Here is a 17,261-nt window from a genome sequence, read left to right on the forward strand (position 1 = left end):
CCATCACAGCGCGGTCAGGTCGGTTTCGCCGGTGCGGATGCGCACCGCCTGTCCGACGTCGAGAACGAAGATCTTGCCATCGCCGATCGCGCCGGTGTTGGCGGCGGCCTGCACCGCTTCGACGACGCGCGCGGCGATGTCGGCGTCGCACACGACCTCGATCTTGATCTTGGGCACCATGTTGGTGCTGTATTCCGCGCCGCGATAGATTTCGGTCTGGCCCTTTTGCCGGCCGAATCCCTTGACCTCGGTCACGGTCATGCCCGCGACGCCGATCTCGGTCAGTGCTTCGCGTACCTCATCCAGCTTGAATGGCTTGATGATGGCGATGACTAATTTCATGTCGCCCCCTCGTCGCATGATTGCTCGTGGGGGAGCCTCGCAACCTCCGTGCCAAACCAGGTTTTGCGGTGTTTTGCGCCGATTGGCGGTTTGGCAAATTAGTTACCGCGCGGTTAATTTGTGCAATGCCGCACGACTGCCCGTTTTTCAGGCAGCTTGATCGACGATCCGGCGGGCATCGGACAGGTCGTCGGCATCGACCATCACCCGCACCGGGATCAACAGCCAGCTGCCGTCGCCGATGCTCGCCTCGCCATCGAACGCCACCGCCGGGATGCCTTCGCTCGTCAACCGCCCGACGATGATCTGCGCCTCGACGCGCGGAAAGCGGCCGAGTTCCGCAAGCGCCATCAGGCGGTGCCGCCGACGGTCAGCCCGTCGATCAGCAAGGTCGGCTGTCCGACGCCCGCCGGCACCGACTGCCCGGATTTGCCGCACATGCCGACGCCCTCGTCCAGCGCGAAGTCGTTGCCGATGCCGCGCACCTGCTTCAACACCTCCGGCCCGTCGCCGATCAGCGTCGCGCCCTTGATCGGGGCCCCGATCCGGCCATTCTCGACGCGGTACGCCTCGGTGCACGAAAACACGAACTTGCCCGACACGATATCGACCTGCCCGCCGCCGAAGGATTTGGCGAAGATGCCGTTCTTCACCCGCGACAGCAGCTCGGCCGGATCGTCCTTGCCGCCCGACAGAAAGGTGTTGGTCATGCGCGGCATCGGCGCATGCGAAAAATCCTGCCGCCGGCCGTTGCCGGTCGGCGCAACGCCCATCAGCCGCGCGTTGAGCCGGTCGTGGATATAGCCTTTCAGGATGCCGTCCTCGATCAGGATATTCTCCTGGGTCGGCGTGCCCTCGTCATCGATCGACAGCGATCCGCGCCGGTCGGCGATCGATCCGTCGTCGATCACCGTCACGCCGGGCGCGGCGACCCGCTCCCCGATCCGCCCCGAAAAGGCGCTGGTGCCCTTGCGGTTGAAATCGCCCTCCAGCCCGTGGCCGATCGCCTCGTGCAGCAGGATGCCGGGCCAGCCATTGCCGAGCAGCACCGTCATCTCGCCCGCCGGCGCGTCGACCGCCTCCAGATTGATCAGGGCCTGCGCCAGCGCGACGTCGATCGCGCGGTTCCACGTCTCGGGCGCGAACAGCGAGTCGTACAGATAGCGCCCGCCAATGCCGTAGCTGCCCGTTTCGCGCCGTCCGTTCAATTCGACCACGATCGACACGTTCATTCGCACCAGCGGGCGGACGTCGGTGGCGACGAAGCCGTCGGGACGGACGATCTCGACCACCGTCCACGACCCGAGCAGGCTGGCCGACACCTGGCAGACGCGCGGATCGCGCGCGCGGGCAGCGGCGTCGATCGACTGGCATAGCGCCACCTTGTCGGCAAAGGGGATCAGGTCGAGCGGATCGGCGGCGGTATAGAGATGTCGGTTGTTGCCGCGCGGCGGCGGTGCCTTGGCCCCCTTGGCCGGATCGATCAGCGCCATCGTCTCGCCCGCGCGGCGGATGGCCGCTTCGGACAGTTCGTTGGCATGGGCGAACGCGGTCGTCTCCCCCGACACGGCGCGCAGGCCGAAGCCGGCATGGGTGTCGTACGACGCGGTCTTCAACCGGCCGTCGTCGAACCCGAACGCCTCGGAGCGGCGATACTGGAGATAGAGTTCGCCATCCTCGGCATGTCGCAGCGTCTCCTGCGTGGCGCGAAGGGCGGCGGCGGGGTCGAGGTCGCCGGCATAGAGGTACGAGCGGGGATCGGTCGGGGTCATTGGTGGAATATAGGGTGGCGGCGGCGTGGGGGAATGGGGAACAGAGTTGGCGCAGAATGCGCAGGACGTGCGACACGGCGCACATCAGCGACCCAGATGACTCTTCGTATCTATTTGGGCATTGCAGGAAACCATCGATAGGCGGAGTGCCATGTGACCACTGTTCTGCTGAACGCTTATGGTGAGCCATTCGACCCCGGTCCACTGATCGAGGCATGGCCTGAAAGCGCGGCTTCTGAGGTCGTCCGCGAGCTGTGGGACAATCTATACCATCAAGGCTCGGTAAACTCGGCGTCCTATGCCGCCGTCCCCGGGATTGTGCGGATGCTGGAACAGGCGGAATTGCCCGATTGGAACGGCTATGCGTTGATTGCTTCGATCGAAGAGGCGCGTCTGGCGGGAGGCAGTGTGCCAATGCCGGTCGAACTCGCTGGTGATTACGAAACCGCTTGGAAATCTGCATTGCCGTTGGCGTTGCGCGATCTGCGGGAGGCACAGGACGACAGCTTGGTGCGCAGTTTGATAACGGTAATAGCGCTGGCGAAGGGACAGCGAACGCTAGCCGCGATCGCGCTATGCACTGAGCACGAGCGGATCGAAATGCTCGGCGGATAAGGCGTTGCGCGGCTACGCCGTTCAACGTGCGTGCTTATGCCGGTCCGACCGGGGACGTTCGAAAGAACGTATTGTCAGCGACCGGATAAACCTTCGCCCCAGCCTAGGCTGGGGCCTTCAGCGGCTCCTGTCACGCGTCATCATCGGGAGATCCCAGCCTTCGCTGGAATGACGTTCGGAGAGACGGGAGGGAGTTCAGCACCGCCGCGGCAAAGCCGCGTCGTCGGTCGGCGGGCAATGCCGAGCCTGCCCGCCGCCGGCCGGGCGCGGGCCTGCTGGTTCGTCCGAACTGCGTTCGGCCTTACCGGCCCGCGCCGTCCCCATGATCCTTCAGCTTGCTCTGGTCCGCCCCATCGGCCGGGCCACCGATCAGCACGAAGCGCCGGTCGCAATAGCCGCAATCGACGTAGCCCGTGTCGTCGATCTGCAACCACACGCGCGGGTGGCCCAGTGCGGCGGCGATTTCGCCGGAGCCGTCGCAGGCGACGCGAGGGGTGGAGACGCGGAGGAGTTCGGGCGGGGGCAGCATGGTTCCTGCGATAGCAATGCCGCGATGGCTCGACAAGTTGGATCGGTGCTTGGCTTGGGGCCGGGGCGGGCGTATCGGCGGACGCTATGGAAACCCAAGCCGCCATTTCGATCCGCGACCTGTGCAAGACCTATGCCGCCGGAAAGGGCGGGGCACCGGCCAAGGTCGCACTCGACGGCGTGTCGTTCGATGTACCGCGCGGCCAAATCTTCGGGCTGCTCGGCCCCAATGGTGCGGGCAAGTCGACGCTCATCAATACGCTGGCGGGACTCGTCAACAAGACCAGCGGCACCGCGTCGATCTGGGGCTTCGACATCGACCAGCATCCGCGCAATGCCAAGGCGTCGATCGGCATCGTCAATCAGGAGATCCTGTTCGACCCGTTCTTCACCCCTGCCGAGACGCTGGAGATCCAGGCTGGCCTGTACGGCGTGCCGAAGGCGAAGCGCCGCACGATGGACCTGCTGCGCGCGGTGCATCTGGAGGACAAGGCCAACGCCTATGCCCGCACCCTGTCGGGCGGCATGAAGCGGCGGTTGATGGTGGCCAAGGCGATGGTCCATTCGCCGCCGGTGCTGGTGCTCGACGAACCGACCGCCGGCGTCGATATCCAGCTTCGCCAGCAGCTCTGGGACTATGTCCGCGAACTGAACGCCGACGGCGTGACGGTGGTGCTGACGACCCATTATCTGGAAGAGGCGGAGCAGTTGTGCGACCGCATCGCCATCATCAACCATGGCCGCGTCGTCGCCAACCAGCCGACCCGCGAACTGCTGGGCATGGCGCAGGAAAAGGCCGTCGAACTGACGCTCGACCGCGACCTGACCGACCTGCCCGCCGCCGGGGTCTTCGAAAAGGTCGAGCGCAAGGGCGACCGGCTGCTGGCGATCACCTATCGCAAGGATGTCGCGAATGCGGGTGAGGTGCTGGCGGCGGTGGCGGCGCAAGGATACGGCATCGTCGACGTGGTGACGCGCGAGGCCGATCTGGAGGATGTGTTCCTCAACCTGACGAACAACTGAGTTCTACCGATAAGTATGCGACGTCACGCCGGCCTTGAGCCGGGGCTGACGAGAGAGTACGCATTCGCCTTTTGTTCTTGCGCGGGCCGCTACCGCAGGCCATTGTAAACCCGCGAGATGTCGGACCCTACCCGCAAGATCATCCATGTCGACATGGACGCCTTTTTCGCGTCGGTCGAACAGCGTGATGCGCCTGAGCTCAAAGGAAAGCCGGTCGCGGTCGGCGGGTCGAGCGGGCGTGGCGTGGTCGCCGCCGCATCCTATGAAGCGCGCGTGTTCGGTGTGCGCTCCGCCATGCCGTCGGTCACTGCGATCCGGCGTTGCCCCGACCTGATCTTCGTCCGCCCCCGCTTCGAGGTGTACAAGGCGGTCAGCGGCCAGATCCGTGACATCTTTCTCGACTATACCGACCTGGTCGAGCCGCTGTCGCTCGACGAGGCCTATCTCGACGTCACCGCCAACCGGCGCGGCCTGCCCAGCGCCACCGCGACGGCGCAGGAAATCCGCGCCCGCATCCTTTCGGTCACCGGCCTCACCGCCTCGGCGGGGATCAGCTACAACAAGTTCCTCGCCAAACTGGCGTCCGACATGAACAAGCCCAATGGCCAGTTCGTCATTCCGGTCAAGGCCGGCCCGCGCGTCGTCGCGTCGCTGCCGGTCGGCAAGTTCCACGGCATCGGCCCCAAGACGGTCGAGCGCATGGAGGCGCTGGGCATCCGCACCGGCGCCGATCTGGCGGGCTGGACGCTGCCCGACCTGCAACGCACCTTCGGCAAGGCGGGCGGCTGGTATCACGGCATCGCCCGCGCCGAGGACCACCGCCCGGTCCGCCCCAACCGTGTACGCAAATCGTCGGGGTCCGAAACCACCTTCCACAACGACCTGACCGATCCGGAAGCGATCGAGGAGCGGGTGCTGGCGATGGCCGACGACGTCTGGGACTGGGTGGAGAAGACCGGACAACATGGCCGCACCGTCACCGTAAAGGCGAAATACGCCGATTTCCGCATCGTCACCCGCAGCCGCACGCTGGGCGCACCGGTCCGCGACCGCGCGACGCTGCACGCCACCGCGCGCGGCCTGATCGCGACGCTCTATCCGTTGCGCATGGGGTTGCGGCTGGTGGGGGTGACGATGGCCGGCTTCGGCGGGGAGGAGCCGCCGACCGGCCAGCTCGACCTGTTGTAATGTGAACGGACCCTACCCCCATCCGTCACCCCGGACTTGATCCGGGGTCCCGCTCCTTCTTGTGCGGTCGTGAGAAAGCGGGACCCCGGATCAAGTCCGGGGTGACGAAGGGGACACCAACACTTTGACGCCCGCCCGCAACGCGCCTACAACCGCACCGTCCCCGGGGGAGCGTTCCGTCACGCTTGAGAGGAAGGCCGCAGCCTTCGACCCGCTGAACCTGATCCGGCTGACACCGGCGTAGGGAGGGCGCGGTCACGACAATTCCGCCCCCTCCGCATGGAGTGGAATATGGCAGACATCCCCGCAAAGACCGAAATCGGCGTCACCACCGGCCCGATCCGTGGCAGCCGCAAGGTGCATATCGGCCCCCTGAACGTCGCGATGCGCGCGATCGACCTCGATCCGTCTTGCGGAGAACCGCCGCTCAACGTCTATGACACGTCGGGGCCGTACACCGACCCCAATGCCCGCATCGACATCATGGCCGGCCTGCCGCAACTGCGCCGCGACTGGATCATGTCCCGCGGCGACGTCGAGAGCTACGACGCCCGCGAACTGCGCCCCGAAGATAACGGCCAGCTCGGTCCCGACCGCTCAGGGGGAGTCCAGCCCTTCCCCAATGTCGTCAAGCGGCCCTTGCGCGCCAAGGCCGGTGCGAACGTCAGCCAGATGCACTATGCCCGGCGCGGCATCATCACGCCGGAAATGGAATATGTCGCGACCCGCGAGAATCTCGGCCGCGAAATGCTGCGCGACTATGTCCGCGACGGCGAGAGCTTCGGCGCGGCGATCCCCGATTACGTGACCCCCGAATTCGTCCGCGACGAAGTGGCGCGCGGCCGGGCGATCATTCCCAACAACATCAACCACCCCGAAACCGAACCGATGGCGATCGGCCGCAATTTCCTCGTCAAGATCAACGCCAACATCGGCAACAGCGCGGTCGCATCGAACGTCGCCGCCGAAGTCGACAAGCTGGTCTGGTCGATCCGCTGGGGCGCCGACACGGTCATGGACCTGTCGACCGGCCGCAACATCCACGACACCCGCGAATGGATCTTGCGCAACTCGCCGGTGCCGATCGGCACGGTGCCGATCTATCAGGCGCTGGAAAAGGTCGGCGGCATCGCCGAGGAACTGACGTGGGACATCTTCCGCGACACGCTGATCGAACAGGCCGAACAGGGCGTGGATTACTTCACCATCCATGCCGGCGTCCGCCTGCCCTATATCCCGATGACCGCAAAGCGCGTCACCGGCATCGTCTCGCGCGGCGGGTCGATCATGGCGAAATGGTGCCTGGCCCATCACCGCGAATCGTTCCTCTACGAACATTTCGACGAGATTACCGAGATCATGAAGGCGTATGACATCGCCTATTCGCTGGGCGATGGCCTGCGTCCCGGTTCGATCGCCGACGCCAATGACGAAGCGCAGTTCAGCGAGCTCTTCACGCTCGGCGAACTGACCCACCGTGCCTGGGCGCAGGACGTGCAGGTCATGATCGAAGGCCCCGGCCATGTGCCGATGCACAAGATCAAGGAGAATATGGAAAAGCAGCTGCAGGTCTGCGGTGAAGCGCCCTTCTATACCCTCGGGCCGCTCACCACCGACATCGCGCCGGGCTACGACCATATCACCAGCGGCATCGGCGCGGCGATGATCGGCTGGTACGGCACGGCGATGCTCTGCTACGTCACGCCCAAGGAGCATCTGGGCCTGCCCGACCGCGACGATGTGAAGGTCGGCGTGGTGACCTACAAGCTGGCCGCCCATGCCGCCGATCTGGCCAAGGGCCACCCGGCGGCACAGATGCGCGACGACGCCCTGTCGCGCGCCCGCTTCGACTTCCGCTGGCGCGACCAGTTCAACCTGTCGCTCGACCCCGACACGGCGGAATCCTACCACGACCAGACGTTGCCCGCAGAAGGCGCCAAGACCGCCCATTTCTGTTCGATGTGCGGCCCGAAATTCTGCTCGATGAAGATCACGGCAGAGGTGCGCGAGTTTGCCGCCAAGCAGAACGCCCCGGCGGATACGTTCCTCGCCGCCGATCACGCCGACGCGGACCGTGCCCGTTTTGCCAACGGCACCGGATCGGTCGCAGCGGCCGAAGCCGGCATGGCGGAAATGAGCGAGAAGTTCCGCGAGAAGGGCAGCGAGGTGTATCTGCCGGCGGAGTGAGGCGTTACGAACGGCTCCTCGCATCGCAGGGAGGAGCCGTTCGAAAGGTTGTATTGAATTAAACCTCAATCATTCGAAAGTCTTTGAGGGTAATCTAATTTTTAAAGGCATACTTCATGTAAAATAGAAGGAATGGATCGGTGATGATTAGATCGTCATCATCTCTGACCCATTCGAGAGGTGGTTCGCCTTTAATATCTTTTCTGGCGATATTGCTCATATGATTAAGGGCCGAAGTAATCTCATTCTTCTGAGGCATCTTCGCCCCGTCAGCGAGGACTTCTTTGACAGAGGCTCTTATGTCGTCGTAAGAAGTTTTGGCTTTTGGGCCGCTCGCTGCGATAGCTATCATGATGGTTGAATAAATATCTTCCTCAGTTCCATTGGCCAGCGAGCGGGGTTGTCGCGCCTTTCTAGCTTGTGGGCCCTTCTTCAATTTCTCGAATTTAGGAAAACCCTTACTCCTTGCAATCTCAGAAAAGGCTGCTTCCAACCGAGAGCCATCTATATTCTTCAAAGTTTTTTGCGTTTCTTCTATATCATTTTCGAGGCACAACTCAGAGCAAGCCTCCTGCACAAGCAACGGGTTTCCGAAAGCTTCCCTGCAAATATTTTCCTGAACTGAAGTTGGGCAATTTACATTCAGTGCTGGAAATCCGCGATGGGGTATCAATAGAAGGTCGTCGATTGACCAAGGGGGAATTTCAATATGCTTGAAACGTCCCTCAACCTCATTTTCGACAGTCACTGGATCGAAGGCCCGATGCGGTACCGCTAGCAAAAATACCGTCAGCCCGGACATTACTGGGCCTTTGACGGCTTGGATAATAGACTTCTGGACGTTCTGGGATATGTAGTGAAAATCATCCACTAGTAGAACAGCTTTGCTATTGATAAGGCTGTCAATGCAGGCAATTTTTAATGATTTTACAAGAGTTTTCTCGGAAGTCTTGCTGTCGTTAGCTTCAAGGGAGCTGCCAAGTGTCAAAAGTGCAGCAAGCTTCCAACCTACGTTGCCGGATACAGTTGCTTTAGAACCTTCAGTGTTAGAAGTCTTTTCGCTTGCTGCAACTTGCATCTTATGCGCGACTAACTGCCAGAACTCGTCTTCCGACTGTATTTGCCCACCTTCAATAGCCACTAAATTAACAGTACCAAGAACCCGGTGGCATAAAACGGATTTACCTGATTTGGTAGGACCAGTGACAACGTTTATCGCATAGCCACGAGTGACGGCTCTTTTGATTTTTCGTTCAAGGTCAAGATGTTCTCGGTCGACGTATGTTACCGATGGAAGGCCGCCCGGAGTAAAAACCTCTTTCAGGGAGTAGTGTTTCATTACAGCGACCTCTCCAGACGGATGATCCATCGGCACAGAAGCGCCAAGCGTTCGGATGGCGAAGACTATGGCTTTTCGTCGTTAGCAAAGCCAGCATCATTAATCCGAAGCAAAAACCACTGTCCTACAAGTTCCCAATATGTTCCCCTCCCGCCCATGCGCAACCAAAGCCAGCTCTCCGAGCATTCGCCCGCGCCCGTCCCGGCGCACGCCCCCTCGAACCTGACCGTTCCGTCCGAGACACCCTATCTCGACGCCAACGGCTATGACCCCGCCGACTATCAATGGGTCCCCGTCCGCCGCAAACCGCGCAGCGACGGCTGGTCCGATAAGAAACAGCGCGATTTCATCGAAACGCTCGCCGATGGCGGGTCGGTCGCCGATGCGGCGCGCGCGGTCGGCATGTCGCCCAGCACCGCCTATCGCCTGCGCCGTTCACCCGGTGGCGAGGCCTTCGCGCGCGCGTGGGATGCCGCCGTCGCGCAAGCCGTGGGGATGCTGGTCGATGTCGCGTTCGACCGGGCGATCAACGGCACTGTCGAACCGGTGCTCGATGCCAATGGGCGGCGGGTCGGGTCGCGGCATCGCCCCGGCGACCGGATGCTGATGTTCCTGCTCGCCGCCCATTATCCCGACCGCTACGGCAAACAGCAGCGCCGCCGGCCGGCGCGCGGCGAGGCGGAGGCACCGGCCCCAACCCCGACGCCCAGCGTCGCCGAGGCGCTCGACGCGCTCACCCCCGTGCCGCCCGCCGAGCCCGAAAAGCTGATGGCCCCCGCCGATCTCGACGTTGCGATCGAGGTCGCCGATCTGAACGATGGCGCACTGCCCGGTTGGCTCGACCCCGATCGCCGTCCCGAACCGGTCGCGGCACCGATCGAGCCGCAGTTGTCCGCGGAACTGGCGATGGCATGGGCCGCGCAGGACGACCGGTATATTCCCGAACCCGGGCCGCTGGGCGAGGCGTTCGAGATCGAACTGGAACTGGCCAAGCGCGGCATCACCGTTCCCCGCCCCAAACGCCCGCGGCCCAAAACCACGCATCCACGCGCGGGTTGCGCCACGCGGCGAGTGTGACTTTTGTGACCTTTGGACGGGACGGCGGCTCCGCCTGACTCCGGCGTCCCGTTCGAAGGCCGGTCGATCCTCGAAGGAGGATGTGCCGGAAACGGTTGTTTTGCGTGGCCCGGCGCGCGGCATCTTGTCGGAACGTGCGCAGTGGAAGCGCGCGAAACCGCCATTTGCAGGCTGTCGGGACCGAAGGTCGATCGACCAACCTGTCGTTGCCCTGCGCCTGCCCGCTTTCCTGATCCGGATACGATGCTATCGTCCCGTCGACCGGCCTCGGGGGCGAGCGCCGGCAGGGGGGTAAGATGAAACGTTCGATCCTGATCGCGGGAATGGCGGCGATGCTGCCTGGGCAGGTGCTGGCGCAGGCGGTGCAGACGATGCAGGGCGGGGCGGTGACGCCCGTCGCGCAGGACGCGGTCGAGCCCGTCGACGATCCCAAGGAGATCGCCGAGGATGCCGCGCGCGACCTGACGCCGTCGCGCTTCTACAACCGGCCCGGCGCGACGCGGGCCGACTATGATCTGGCGTGGCAGCAATGCCGGCTGATCGCGCGCGGATCGCGCACCCCGGCGGGGACGGTGCCGATGGTCTATAACCCGGCGGTGATCTCCCCGATCGCGGCGGGGGCCGGTGGCCTGCTCGGCGGGCTGATCGCCGGCGCGATCGCGCAGGGGCAGCAGCGGCGGGCGAACCGGCAAAGCTGTTTGCTGATCCGTGGCTGGCGGCTGGTCGAGCGCGACGATGCCGCCGCCGCGAAGATCACGGCGATGCCCGAGGCCGATCGGATCGCCTATCTCGACCGGCAGATCGGCGAGGCGGAGGTCGCCGGCAAGGTGACCGAGCGCACCGGCTTCACCACCCCGGTCGATCCGTCGTGGCGGATCGATGCGCCGCTGACGCTGCCGGGGACGGTGTTCCTCGGCAAGAAGGTCGATGCCGCCGCGCCGTTCGTGCTGGCACCGGGCGAGGCGGCGATCGTCGTCGCCTTCCGCCGGCTCGACGCGGCCAGCGCCGGCCGCTCGACGCAGTTGCAGCTGCTGCGCTACGATGCGGGCAAGCACGACGCGCTGTACCGCCCGCGCGACTGGAAGGCGAAGAACGACCTGACCACCTATGGCGTGACGGTCAACAGCGGCGACCGGAAGTCACCCTATGAGGTGCAGGTGCTGCGTGTGACGCCGGGCGACTATGTGCTGAACGCGATGTCGGTCGCGAACCTGCCGGTCACCACCACCAACTGCTTCGGCGCGCCCATGGTGCATGTCGAACCCGGACAGGTCGCCTATCTCGGCGACTTCGTACCCTATGTGAATGCGCGGCAGGCCGATGGGAAGCGGTTCGACGGTGTGCTGTTTGCGGGGCAGGGCGACGATGCGGCCAGGACGCTGGCGACGCGGCAACCCGCACTGGCGGCGAAGCTGACCAGGGCGCAGTGGCAAAACAGGGCGACCTATGGCTGCGCCGGGGTCAGCATGGATCGCTACGACCTGCCGGGCATGCCCGATCTGCCACCGGTGGTGGCGACACCGGACGCATCGCTCGCCGGATAGGGGGGCAACGGTGCCGCACCCCCGCGATCGGGGGTGCGGCGGTTCCGCTTACATCCGGTTGCGGACGGCCTGTTCGACCTGCGCATTGTCGTCGTCGTCGGCCTTGTCGGCGGCGTCCTCGCCCATGTCGCGGACGTTCTCGGCCTGCGCTTCCAGTGCGTCCTCGACCTGCTCGTTGCTGGTCAGGTCGGCCTGGTCTTCCAGCGCGTCCGCCCTGTTCTCGGTCATCGCCTCGATATTGTCGGCGGCCTTGTCGTCGGCATTGCCGCCGCAGGCACCCAGCAGCATCAACGTGGCCAGGCCGGTCGCCGTCATCATCTTCTTCATCTGTAACCCCTTGAAGTCGGTCCCGCCGGGCTGGCGGTCGGCCGCATCAATCGTCGACGGGGACGGATGGTTCCGGCATCGTATCGAGTTCGGGCAGCGACCAGTCGATCGTCCCCCGGCCATGCTCGGCCAGAAACGCATTGGCCTGGCTGAACGGACGACTGCCGAACCAGCCGCTATGCGCCGACAACGGGGAGGGGTGACGGGCGCGCAGCACGAGGTGGCGACCCCCTGCGCCCACGTCGCGGACGAACGCGGCCTTCTTCTGGGCATGTGCGCCCCATAGCAGGAACACGGTCGGTTCCGCCCGGTCGGCGACGGCATGGACGACGGCGTCGGTGAACGCCTCCCACCCGCGCCCGGCATGCGATGCAGCGCGGTGCTGCTCTACGGTCAGCACGGTGTTGAGCAGCAGCACCCCCTGCCGCGCCCAATGCTCGAGAAACCCATGGGCGGGCGGCGTCAGGCCCAGATCGGTCTGCAATTCCTTGAAGATGTTGCGCAGCGACGGCGGCACCGCGACGCCCGGTCGGACCGAAAAGGACAGGCCATGCGCCTGTCCCGGCCCGTGATACGGGTCCTGCCCCAGAATGACGACCCGCACCTGATCCAGCGGCGTCAGCGCCAGCGCCGCGAACCAGTCGCGCGAATGCGGCAGGATGCGCTTGCCCGCCGCCTTCTCGCCCTTCAGGAAATCGCGCAGGCGCGCCATCGTGTCGCTGGCCAGCAGGGGCCCAAGCGCCGGCTCCCAACTGGGATCGATCCCGGCGATCATGTCCGCTTGCGGACGAACTCGGCGCGCAGCACCAACCCCTTGATCCCGTCGAACTTGCAGTCGATCTCCTGCGCATCGCCAGTCAGGCGGATCGACTTGATGAGTGTGCCGCGCTTCAGCGTCTGGCCTGCGCCCTTGACGGTCAGGTCCTTGATGAGCGTCACCTGATCGCCATCGGCCAGCACGTTGCCGACCGCGTCACGCACCACGACCGCGTCGTCGTCGGTCGCGGGTCCCGCCGCCTGCGACGCGGGTACCCATTCGCCGGTCGCCTCGTCATAGATATAGTCGTCGTCGCCCATGCCGTCCCCCTTGCCGCCGCCGGGGTAGCCGAGCGGGCCGGGTCAGAACAAGCCCGGGACCTCGCGCTGCACGGTCGACGGGCGGGCGGGTTGCAGCAGCGTCCGTCCCTCGACCCCGTCGCCGGCGACGCGCAAGCCTTCGCGGGCCGCTGCGGTCGCCGCCGCCGATCCGATCCGCGAACAGCTGCGCCCGGCAAGGAAGTCGAGCGCGCGGGCGACCGATTGCTCGCGCGGGTCGCCCAGCGGATAGTTGATGTCGTCGGTCGCCGAACAGGTGTTGGGCACCACCGATGCGAGGCCATCGAAATAGGCCGCCGAGCGCGCCGAATTCTGCACCGACAGGGCGACGATGCGCAGCCGGTCGTCGCACGCTGCCTGATCGACCGCGATCTGCCCGACCGGCTTGCCATAGGTGTTGGTGCCGATCAGCGCCATGTTGTTGCCGAGATAGGGGACGAAGGCGTTGATGACCAATTCACTGGCCGATGCGGTGCGGCCGGTGCCGATGAACGCGATCTTGGTCGGCGTCACCGACTGTGCGGTCGGCGCGAAGTATTTCGTTTCGTTCTCCGACGATTTCTCGGGACGGAAGGTCGTGTAGCTATAAACCTGGCTGGTCGATTTGCCGCCGCCCAACAGGTCGCCCATCAGATCGGCGACCGAGATCAGCCCGCCGCCATTGTAGCGGAAATCGATGACGAACTCGGTGATCCCCTGCGCCCGGAAACTGGCGAAGGCATCGCGCAGCGGCTGGTTGGCGGTGGTGATGAACGTGCGCAGGTTGATATACCCGACCTTCTTGCCGCCATCGGTCAGCACCTTGGCACCATAGCGGGTCGATACCGGCAGCAGCGCATAGTCGGCCTTGGCGACGGTCTCGGTGCGGGTCGTGCCCTCGGCGGTGCGGAACTCGAACGTGCGCGCGGTGCCGACCGTATCGGGGCCCAGCGCATCGTTCAGGCCGTCGATACCGGTCGCATCGATGATCGCCGATACGCTGCGCAGGCTGCCGCCGCTGGTGCCGATCTGCAGGATCTCGGTCCCGCGATCGATACCGGCGTTCAGCGCCGGCGTCCCTTCGAACGATTCGATCACGAACAGGCGGCGGCCGGTCGTGTCGAGCGCGAAGCGGGTGCCGAAGCCGGCGGTCTCGCCCGCGTCGTAATAGGCGTTTTCCTCGGCGATCGACGTCAGATAGGTGAAGTACCGGTCGCGCCCCTGCGCCCGCGCGGTCGCGGTCAGCGCGTCGACATAGGCGTCGACCGTGGCATAGGGCGCGGGGCTGAGGCTCGTCGGCAGCGTTTCGGGGAACAGATACCATTCGCGCAGCTGGGCCAGTGCCCAGTCCTGCCGCTCGCGCAGCGAACAGCCCGCCGTGGTGGTAGGGGTCGGTGTCGGCGTGGCGGAGGGCGTCGGGGAAACCCCGCCGCTGCTGCCGCCACCCAGGACGCTGCCGCTTCCGCCCCCGCCTCCGCAGGCCGATAGCATCGCCAATACGCCCAACGCCGCACCGAATCCTGCCCGCACTACGCGCACTCCATACTGTCGCGACAGCCTAGGCTACGTACCGGCGAAGGGAAGGGGGTTTCGCCGGTGCGCTAACGTACTGGTTCGGTTCAGTTCCCCTTCATCGCCTCCAGCAGGCGCTTGACCTCCTGCGAACGTCCGCGCGGCAGGATCATGACGTCGTTGCCGCTGGCGACGACGATCAGGTCGCTGACCCCGACCATCGCGATCCGCACCCCGTCCGACCGGACGAGGCAGCCGCTGGTGTCGACCAGCGTCACGTCGCCGCCGGTGGCATTGTGCGCATCGTCGCGGTCGCTGATCGCGTGCAGCGCGTCCCAACTGCCGACATCGCTCCATCCCATCGCCACCGGCGCCACCGCCACCCGGTCATCGCGTTCCATCACCGCATAGTCGATCGAGTCGGACGGGCTGGCGGCGAACGCCTCGGCTTCGGGGCGGATGCAGATGCCGTCGCGCTGCGCCCGGTCCATCGATCCCTGCGCCGCTTCCAGCATCGTCGGCACAAACCGGCCGATCGCGTCAAGGAACCGGTCGGCGCGGAACAGGAAGATGCCGCCGTTCCACGCATGGTCGCCCGACGCCAGCATCGCCTCCGCCGCATCCAGCGGCGGCTTCTCGACGAAGCGGTCGACGCGGTGCACGCCATGCGCCAACGGCGCGCCGACCTTGATCCAGCCATAGCCGGTCTCGGGCGCGTCGGGGGCGATGCCGAACGTCACCATCCAGCCATCCTCGACCAGCGGCAGTGCGCGGTCGATCGCGGCGCGAAATGCTTCGAGGTCGAGGATGACATGGTCCGACGGCATCACCAGCAACGGTGCATCGCCGCTGCCCGCCGCGATCGCCGCCAGCGCGATGGCGGGCGCGGTGTTGCGGCCCATCGGTTCGAGGATGATCGCCTGCGGGGTCGAGCCGATGGCCGACAGCTGGTCGGCGACCGCATCGGCATGGGCGGCGTTGGCGACCACGATCGGCGCGGCATAGCCTTCGCCGGCGGCCCGGCGCGCGGTCAGCTGCAACATCGTCTCGGCGGCGGTCAGCGCGAGGAACTGCTTGGGCCGTTCGGGCCGCGACATCGGCCACAGGCGGGTGCCCGCCCCCCCGGACAGAATGACGGGGACGATGGCGGACGAAACGGGCATGGATCGGATCTCCGAACAGGATCAGGCAGGCAAAAAGGGCCCGCCCGGAAGGGCAAGCGACTGTTGCGATACAACAACGATGTGACGATGCGTATCCGTCGCGTTCAGTATTTCTTTGCGCTTTCGCGCGATACGGGGTGGGTGTCGGACTGGCTTACACCTGTATCGAGAGCCCGGCGATGATTCGGCTGTTCAAACATTATATTCCGCACGCCGTCTTGCTGCTGGGTCTGCTCGACTTTCTCGTCCTGCTGGTGGCGGCCGAACTCGGCTGGGTCACGCGGGCGATGCAGATCGACATGGCGGTCGAGCCGATCCACACCCGCATCCCGCAATTGCTCAGCTTCGCCGTCTGTCTCGAAACGGCACTGGTCGCGGTCGGCATCTATGGCACCGATGCGCTGCAATCGATCAAGTTCGCCGCGGCGCGGCTGATCGTCGCGGTCGCGGTGGGGGCGATCTTCCTCGCGGTCGTCTTTTTCCTCGCGCCGTCGATCACCTTCTGGCGGTCGAACCTTGCCTATGGGCTGGGCTTCGCGGCGGTGCTGCTGCTGACCTTGCGCATCCTGACCGGTACGCTGTTCGGGGGGCAGGCGTTCAAGCGGCGGGTGATCGTGCTGGGAGCCGGCCCGCGCGCGCAGCGGCTGAAGGATCTCGGCCGGACGCCCGGTGCCGGTTTCGTCGTCGTCGGCTATGTCGCGATGAGCGAGGCGAACCGGGTGATCCCCGAAGCGATCGCCCGCGACGCCATCTACAACCTTGCCGATCACGTCGTGCTGCTCGGCGCGTCGGAGGTCGTGCTGGCGCTGGAGGAGCGGCGCAACGCCCTGCCGCTGAAGGACTTGCTGCGCATCCGCACCACCGGCGTCCATGTCAACGAGATCTCGACCTTCCTCGAACGCGAAACGGGTCGCGTCGACCTCGACAGCGTCAGCCCGTCATGGCTGATTTTTTCCGACGGCTTCTCGTCGGGACGGATGGTGTCGAGCGTGTTCAAGCGGATGTTCGACATCGCCGCCAGCCTGTTGCTGCTGACGCTGACGCTGCCGGTCCTGCTGGTCGCGGCGATCGCGGTGAAGCTCGACAGCCGCGGCCCGGTCTTCTACCGCCAGCGCCGCGTCGGGCTGTACAGCAGCGGCTTCGACATTCCGAAGCTGCGGTCGATGCGCACCGATGCCGAAGCGGCCGGGACCGCGGTCTGGGCCGAAAAGAACGATTCCCGCATCACCCGCATCGGCCGCATCCTGCGCAAGACGCGGATCGACGAGCTGCCGCAGTGCTGGAGCGTGCTGGTCGGCGAGATGAGCTTCGTCGGCCCCCGCCCGGAACGCCCGGAGTTCGTGTCCGCGCTGGAGGACAAGCTGCCTTATTATGCCGAACGGCATATGGTGAAGCCCGGCATCACCGGCTGGGCACAGATCAACTATCCCTATGGCGCATCGATCGACGATGCCCGGCAGAAGCTGGAATACGACCTGTATTATGCCAAGAACTATTCGCCGTTCCTCGACCTGCTGATCCTGTTGCAGACGCTGCGCGTCGTGATCTGGTCGGGCGGGGCGCGGTGATC

At 65.1% G+C, this 17,261-nt stretch carries 17 protein-coding genes and 1 riboswitch; of the genes, 7 read left to right on the forward strand and 10 right to left on the reverse strand.

The window, feature by feature from the left end; genetic code table 11:
• Positions 1 to 3: 3 nt before the first annotated feature.
• From ASE70_RS08170 to tldD, 3 genes are all read right to left on the reverse strand, one after another.
• A complete protein-coding gene (locus tag ASE70_RS08170; RefSeq protein WP_055999021.1) occupies positions 4 to 342 on the reverse strand; it encodes a P-II family nitrogen regulator in 339 nt (112 codons plus the stop codon).
• 147 nt (positions 343 to 489) lie between these two features.
• The gene (locus ASE70_RS08175) at positions 490 to 693 is read right to left on the reverse strand and encodes a putative signal transducing protein (protein ID WP_056396030.1); all 204 of its coding nucleotides are present in this window, start codon (positions 691 to 693) and stop codon (positions 490 to 492) included.
• Complete coding sequence (gene tldD / locus ASE70_RS08180) at positions 693 to 2,114, reverse strand: metalloprotease TldD (protein ID WP_056396033.1); 1,422 nt, start codon at positions 2,112 to 2,114, stop codon at positions 693 to 695. Before tldD ends, ASE70_RS08175 begins: the two co-directional genes overlap by 1 nt.
• 153 nt (positions 2,115 to 2,267) lie before the next feature.
• Between tldD and ASE70_RS08185 the strand changes: the two genes are divergently transcribed.
• Complete coding sequence (locus ASE70_RS08185; RefSeq protein WP_056396038.1) at positions 2,268 to 2,729, forward strand: hypothetical protein; 462 nt, start codon at positions 2,268 to 2,270, stop codon at positions 2,727 to 2,729.
• Between the two features lie 301 nt (positions 2,730 to 3,030).
• On the opposite strand, the gene ASE70_RS08190 is transcribed toward ASE70_RS08185, so the two are convergent.
• Positions 3,031 to 3,258 (reverse strand): zinc-finger domain-containing protein, encoded by a 228-nt coding sequence (locus tag ASE70_RS08190; protein ID WP_055999033.1) that lies wholly within the window; start codon positions 3,256 to 3,258, stop codon positions 3,031 to 3,033.
• Between the two features lie 86 nt (positions 3,259 to 3,344).
• Here ASE70_RS08190 and ASE70_RS08195 point away from each other — a divergent pair, with 86 nt between their 5' ends.
• The 3 genes from ASE70_RS08195 (at position 3,345) to thiC (ending at position 7,655) form a co-directional block, all read left to right on the forward strand.
• Positions 3,345 to 4,280 (forward strand): ABC transporter ATP-binding protein, encoded by a 936-nt coding sequence (locus ASE70_RS08195; RefSeq protein ID WP_056396041.1) that lies wholly within the window; start codon positions 3,345 to 3,347, stop codon positions 4,278 to 4,280.
• Positions 4,281 to 4,397: 117 nt separating this feature from the next.
• On the forward strand, positions 4,398 to 5,468 hold the full coding sequence (gene dinB / locus ASE70_RS08200; RefSeq protein ID WP_056503267.1) for a DNA polymerase IV: 1,071 nt from the start codon (positions 4,398 to 4,400) through the stop codon (positions 5,466 to 5,468).
• 161 nt (positions 5,469 to 5,629) lie between these two features.
• Positions 5,630 to 5,718, forward strand: a riboswitch (TPP riboswitch).
• Between the two features lie 41 nt (positions 5,719 to 5,759).
• The gene (thiC, locus tag ASE70_RS08205; protein WP_056503271.1) at positions 5,760 to 7,655 is read left to right on the forward strand and encodes a phosphomethylpyrimidine synthase ThiC; all 1,896 of its coding nucleotides are present in this window, start codon (positions 5,760 to 5,762) and stop codon (positions 7,653 to 7,655) included.
• Between the two features lie 94 nt (positions 7,656 to 7,749).
• Here thiC and ASE70_RS19565 read toward each other — a convergent pair whose 3' ends face one another.
• The gene (locus ASE70_RS19565) at positions 7,750 to 8,994 is read right to left on the reverse strand and encodes a hypothetical protein (RefSeq protein WP_156356084.1); all 1,245 of its coding nucleotides are present in this window, start codon (positions 8,992 to 8,994) and stop codon (positions 7,750 to 7,752) included.
• A 156-nt stretch (positions 8,995 to 9,150) separates the two neighbouring features.
• On the opposite strand from ASE70_RS19565, the gene ASE70_RS08210 reads away from it, so the two are divergent.
• Entirely contained in the window at positions 9,151 to 10,071 is a 921-nt protein-coding gene (locus ASE70_RS08210; protein ID WP_056503275.1) for a hypothetical protein, read from the forward strand.
• 296 nt (positions 10,072 to 10,367) lie between these two features.
• The gene (locus ASE70_RS08215; protein ID WP_156356085.1) at positions 10,368 to 11,615 is read left to right on the forward strand and encodes a hypothetical protein; all 1,248 of its coding nucleotides are present in this window, start codon (positions 10,368 to 10,370) and stop codon (positions 11,613 to 11,615) included.
• A 48-nt stretch (positions 11,616 to 11,663) separates the two neighbouring features.
• On the opposite strand, the gene ASE70_RS08220 is transcribed toward ASE70_RS08215, so the two are convergent.
• From ASE70_RS08220 to ASE70_RS08240, 5 genes are all read right to left on the reverse strand, one after another.
• Positions 11,664 to 11,942: a hypothetical protein gene (locus ASE70_RS08220; RefSeq protein ID WP_056503277.1), complete on the reverse strand. Its 279-nt coding sequence runs from the start codon at positions 11,940 to 11,942 to the stop codon at positions 11,664 to 11,666.
• 46 nt (positions 11,943 to 11,988) lie between these two features.
• A complete protein-coding gene (gene ung, locus ASE70_RS08225) occupies positions 11,989 to 12,717 on the reverse strand; it encodes a uracil-DNA glycosylase (RefSeq protein ID WP_082450858.1) in 729 nt (242 codons plus the stop codon).
• Entirely contained in the window at positions 12,714 to 13,019 is a 306-nt protein-coding gene (locus ASE70_RS08230; protein ID WP_056402467.1) for a zinc ribbon domain-containing protein YjdM, read from the reverse strand. Before ASE70_RS08230 ends, ung begins: the two co-directional genes overlap by 4 nt.
• Before the next feature lie 42 nt (positions 13,020 to 13,061).
• The gene (locus ASE70_RS08235) at positions 13,062 to 14,507 is read right to left on the reverse strand and encodes a S41 family peptidase (protein ID WP_082450860.1); all 1,446 of its coding nucleotides are present in this window, start codon (positions 14,505 to 14,507) and stop codon (positions 13,062 to 13,064) included.
• 128 nt (positions 14,508 to 14,635) lie between these two features.
• A complete protein-coding gene (locus ASE70_RS08240) occupies positions 14,636 to 15,691 on the reverse strand; it encodes a mannose-1-phosphate guanylyltransferase/mannose-6-phosphate isomerase (RefSeq protein WP_082450862.1) in 1,056 nt (351 codons plus the stop codon).
• Between the two features lie 179 nt (positions 15,692 to 15,870).
• On the opposite strand from ASE70_RS08240, the gene ASE70_RS08245 reads away from it, so the two are divergent.
• Positions 15,871 to 17,259, forward strand: a complete 1,389-nt coding sequence (locus ASE70_RS08245; protein ID WP_056503278.1) for a TIGR03013 family XrtA/PEP-CTERM system glycosyltransferase — start codon at positions 15,871 to 15,873, stop codon at positions 17,257 to 17,259.
• Positions 17,260 to 17,261 lie beyond the last annotated feature (2 nt).

Source organism: Sphingomonas sp. Leaf22 (assembly GCF_001421715.1).
GTDB lineage: Bacteria > Pseudomonadota > Alphaproteobacteria > Sphingomonadales > Sphingomonadaceae > Sphingomonas.

Excerpts from the sequence above, each read along its gene's own strand:
- ASE70_RS08170 (WP_055999021.1), bottom strand. The coding sequence starts at position 342 with ATGAAATTAGTCATCGCCATCATCAAGCCATTCAAGCTGGATGAGGTA.
- ASE70_RS08175 (WP_056396030.1), bottom strand. The coding sequence starts at position 693 with ATGGCGCTTGCGGAACTCGGCCGCTTTCCGCGCGTCGAGGCGCAGATC.
- tldD (WP_056396033.1), bottom strand. The coding sequence starts at position 2,114 with ATGACCCCGACCGATCCCCGCTCGTACCTCTATGCCGGCGACCTCGAC.
- ASE70_RS08190 (WP_055999033.1), bottom strand. The coding sequence starts at position 3,258 with ATGCTGCCCCCGCCCGAACTCCTCCGCGTCTCCACCCCTCGCGTCGCC.
- ASE70_RS08195 (WP_056396041.1), top strand. The coding sequence starts at position 3,345 with ATGGAAACCCAAGCCGCCATTTCGATCCGCGACCTGTGCAAGACCTAT.
- dinB (WP_056503267.1), top strand. The coding sequence starts at position 4,398 with ATGTCGGACCCTACCCGCAAGATCATCCATGTCGACATGGACGCCTTT.
- thiC (WP_056503271.1), top strand. The coding sequence starts at position 5,760 with ATGGCAGACATCCCCGCAAAGACCGAAATCGGCGTCACCACCGGCCCG.
- ASE70_RS19565 (WP_156356084.1), bottom strand. The coding sequence starts at position 8,994 with ATGAAACACTACTCCCTGAAAGAGGTTTTTACTCCGGGCGGCCTTCCA.
- ASE70_RS08210 (WP_056503275.1), top strand. The coding sequence starts at position 9,151 with ATGCGCAACCAAAGCCAGCTCTCCGAGCATTCGCCCGCGCCCGTCCCG.
- ASE70_RS08215 (WP_156356085.1), top strand. The coding sequence starts at position 10,368 with ATGAAACGTTCGATCCTGATCGCGGGAATGGCGGCGATGCTGCCTGGG.
- ASE70_RS08220 (WP_056503277.1), bottom strand. The coding sequence starts at position 11,942 with ATGAAGAAGATGATGACGGCGACCGGCCTGGCCACGTTGATGCTGCTG.
- ung (WP_082450858.1), bottom strand. The coding sequence starts at position 12,717 with ATGATCGCCGGGATCGATCCCAGTTGGGAGCCGGCGCTTGGGCCCCTG.
- ASE70_RS08230 (WP_056402467.1), bottom strand. The coding sequence starts at position 13,019 with ATGGGCGACGACGACTATATCTATGACGAGGCGACCGGCGAATGGGTA.
- ASE70_RS08235 (WP_082450860.1), bottom strand. The coding sequence starts at position 14,507 with ATGCTATCGGCCTGCGGAGGCGGGGGCGGAAGCGGCAGCGTCCTGGGT.
- ASE70_RS08240 (WP_082450862.1), bottom strand. The coding sequence starts at position 15,691 with ATGCCCGTTTCGTCCGCCATCGTCCCCGTCATTCTGTCCGGGGGGGCG.
- ASE70_RS08245 (WP_056503278.1), top strand. The coding sequence starts at position 15,871 with ATGATTCGGCTGTTCAAACATTATATTCCGCACGCCGTCTTGCTGCTG.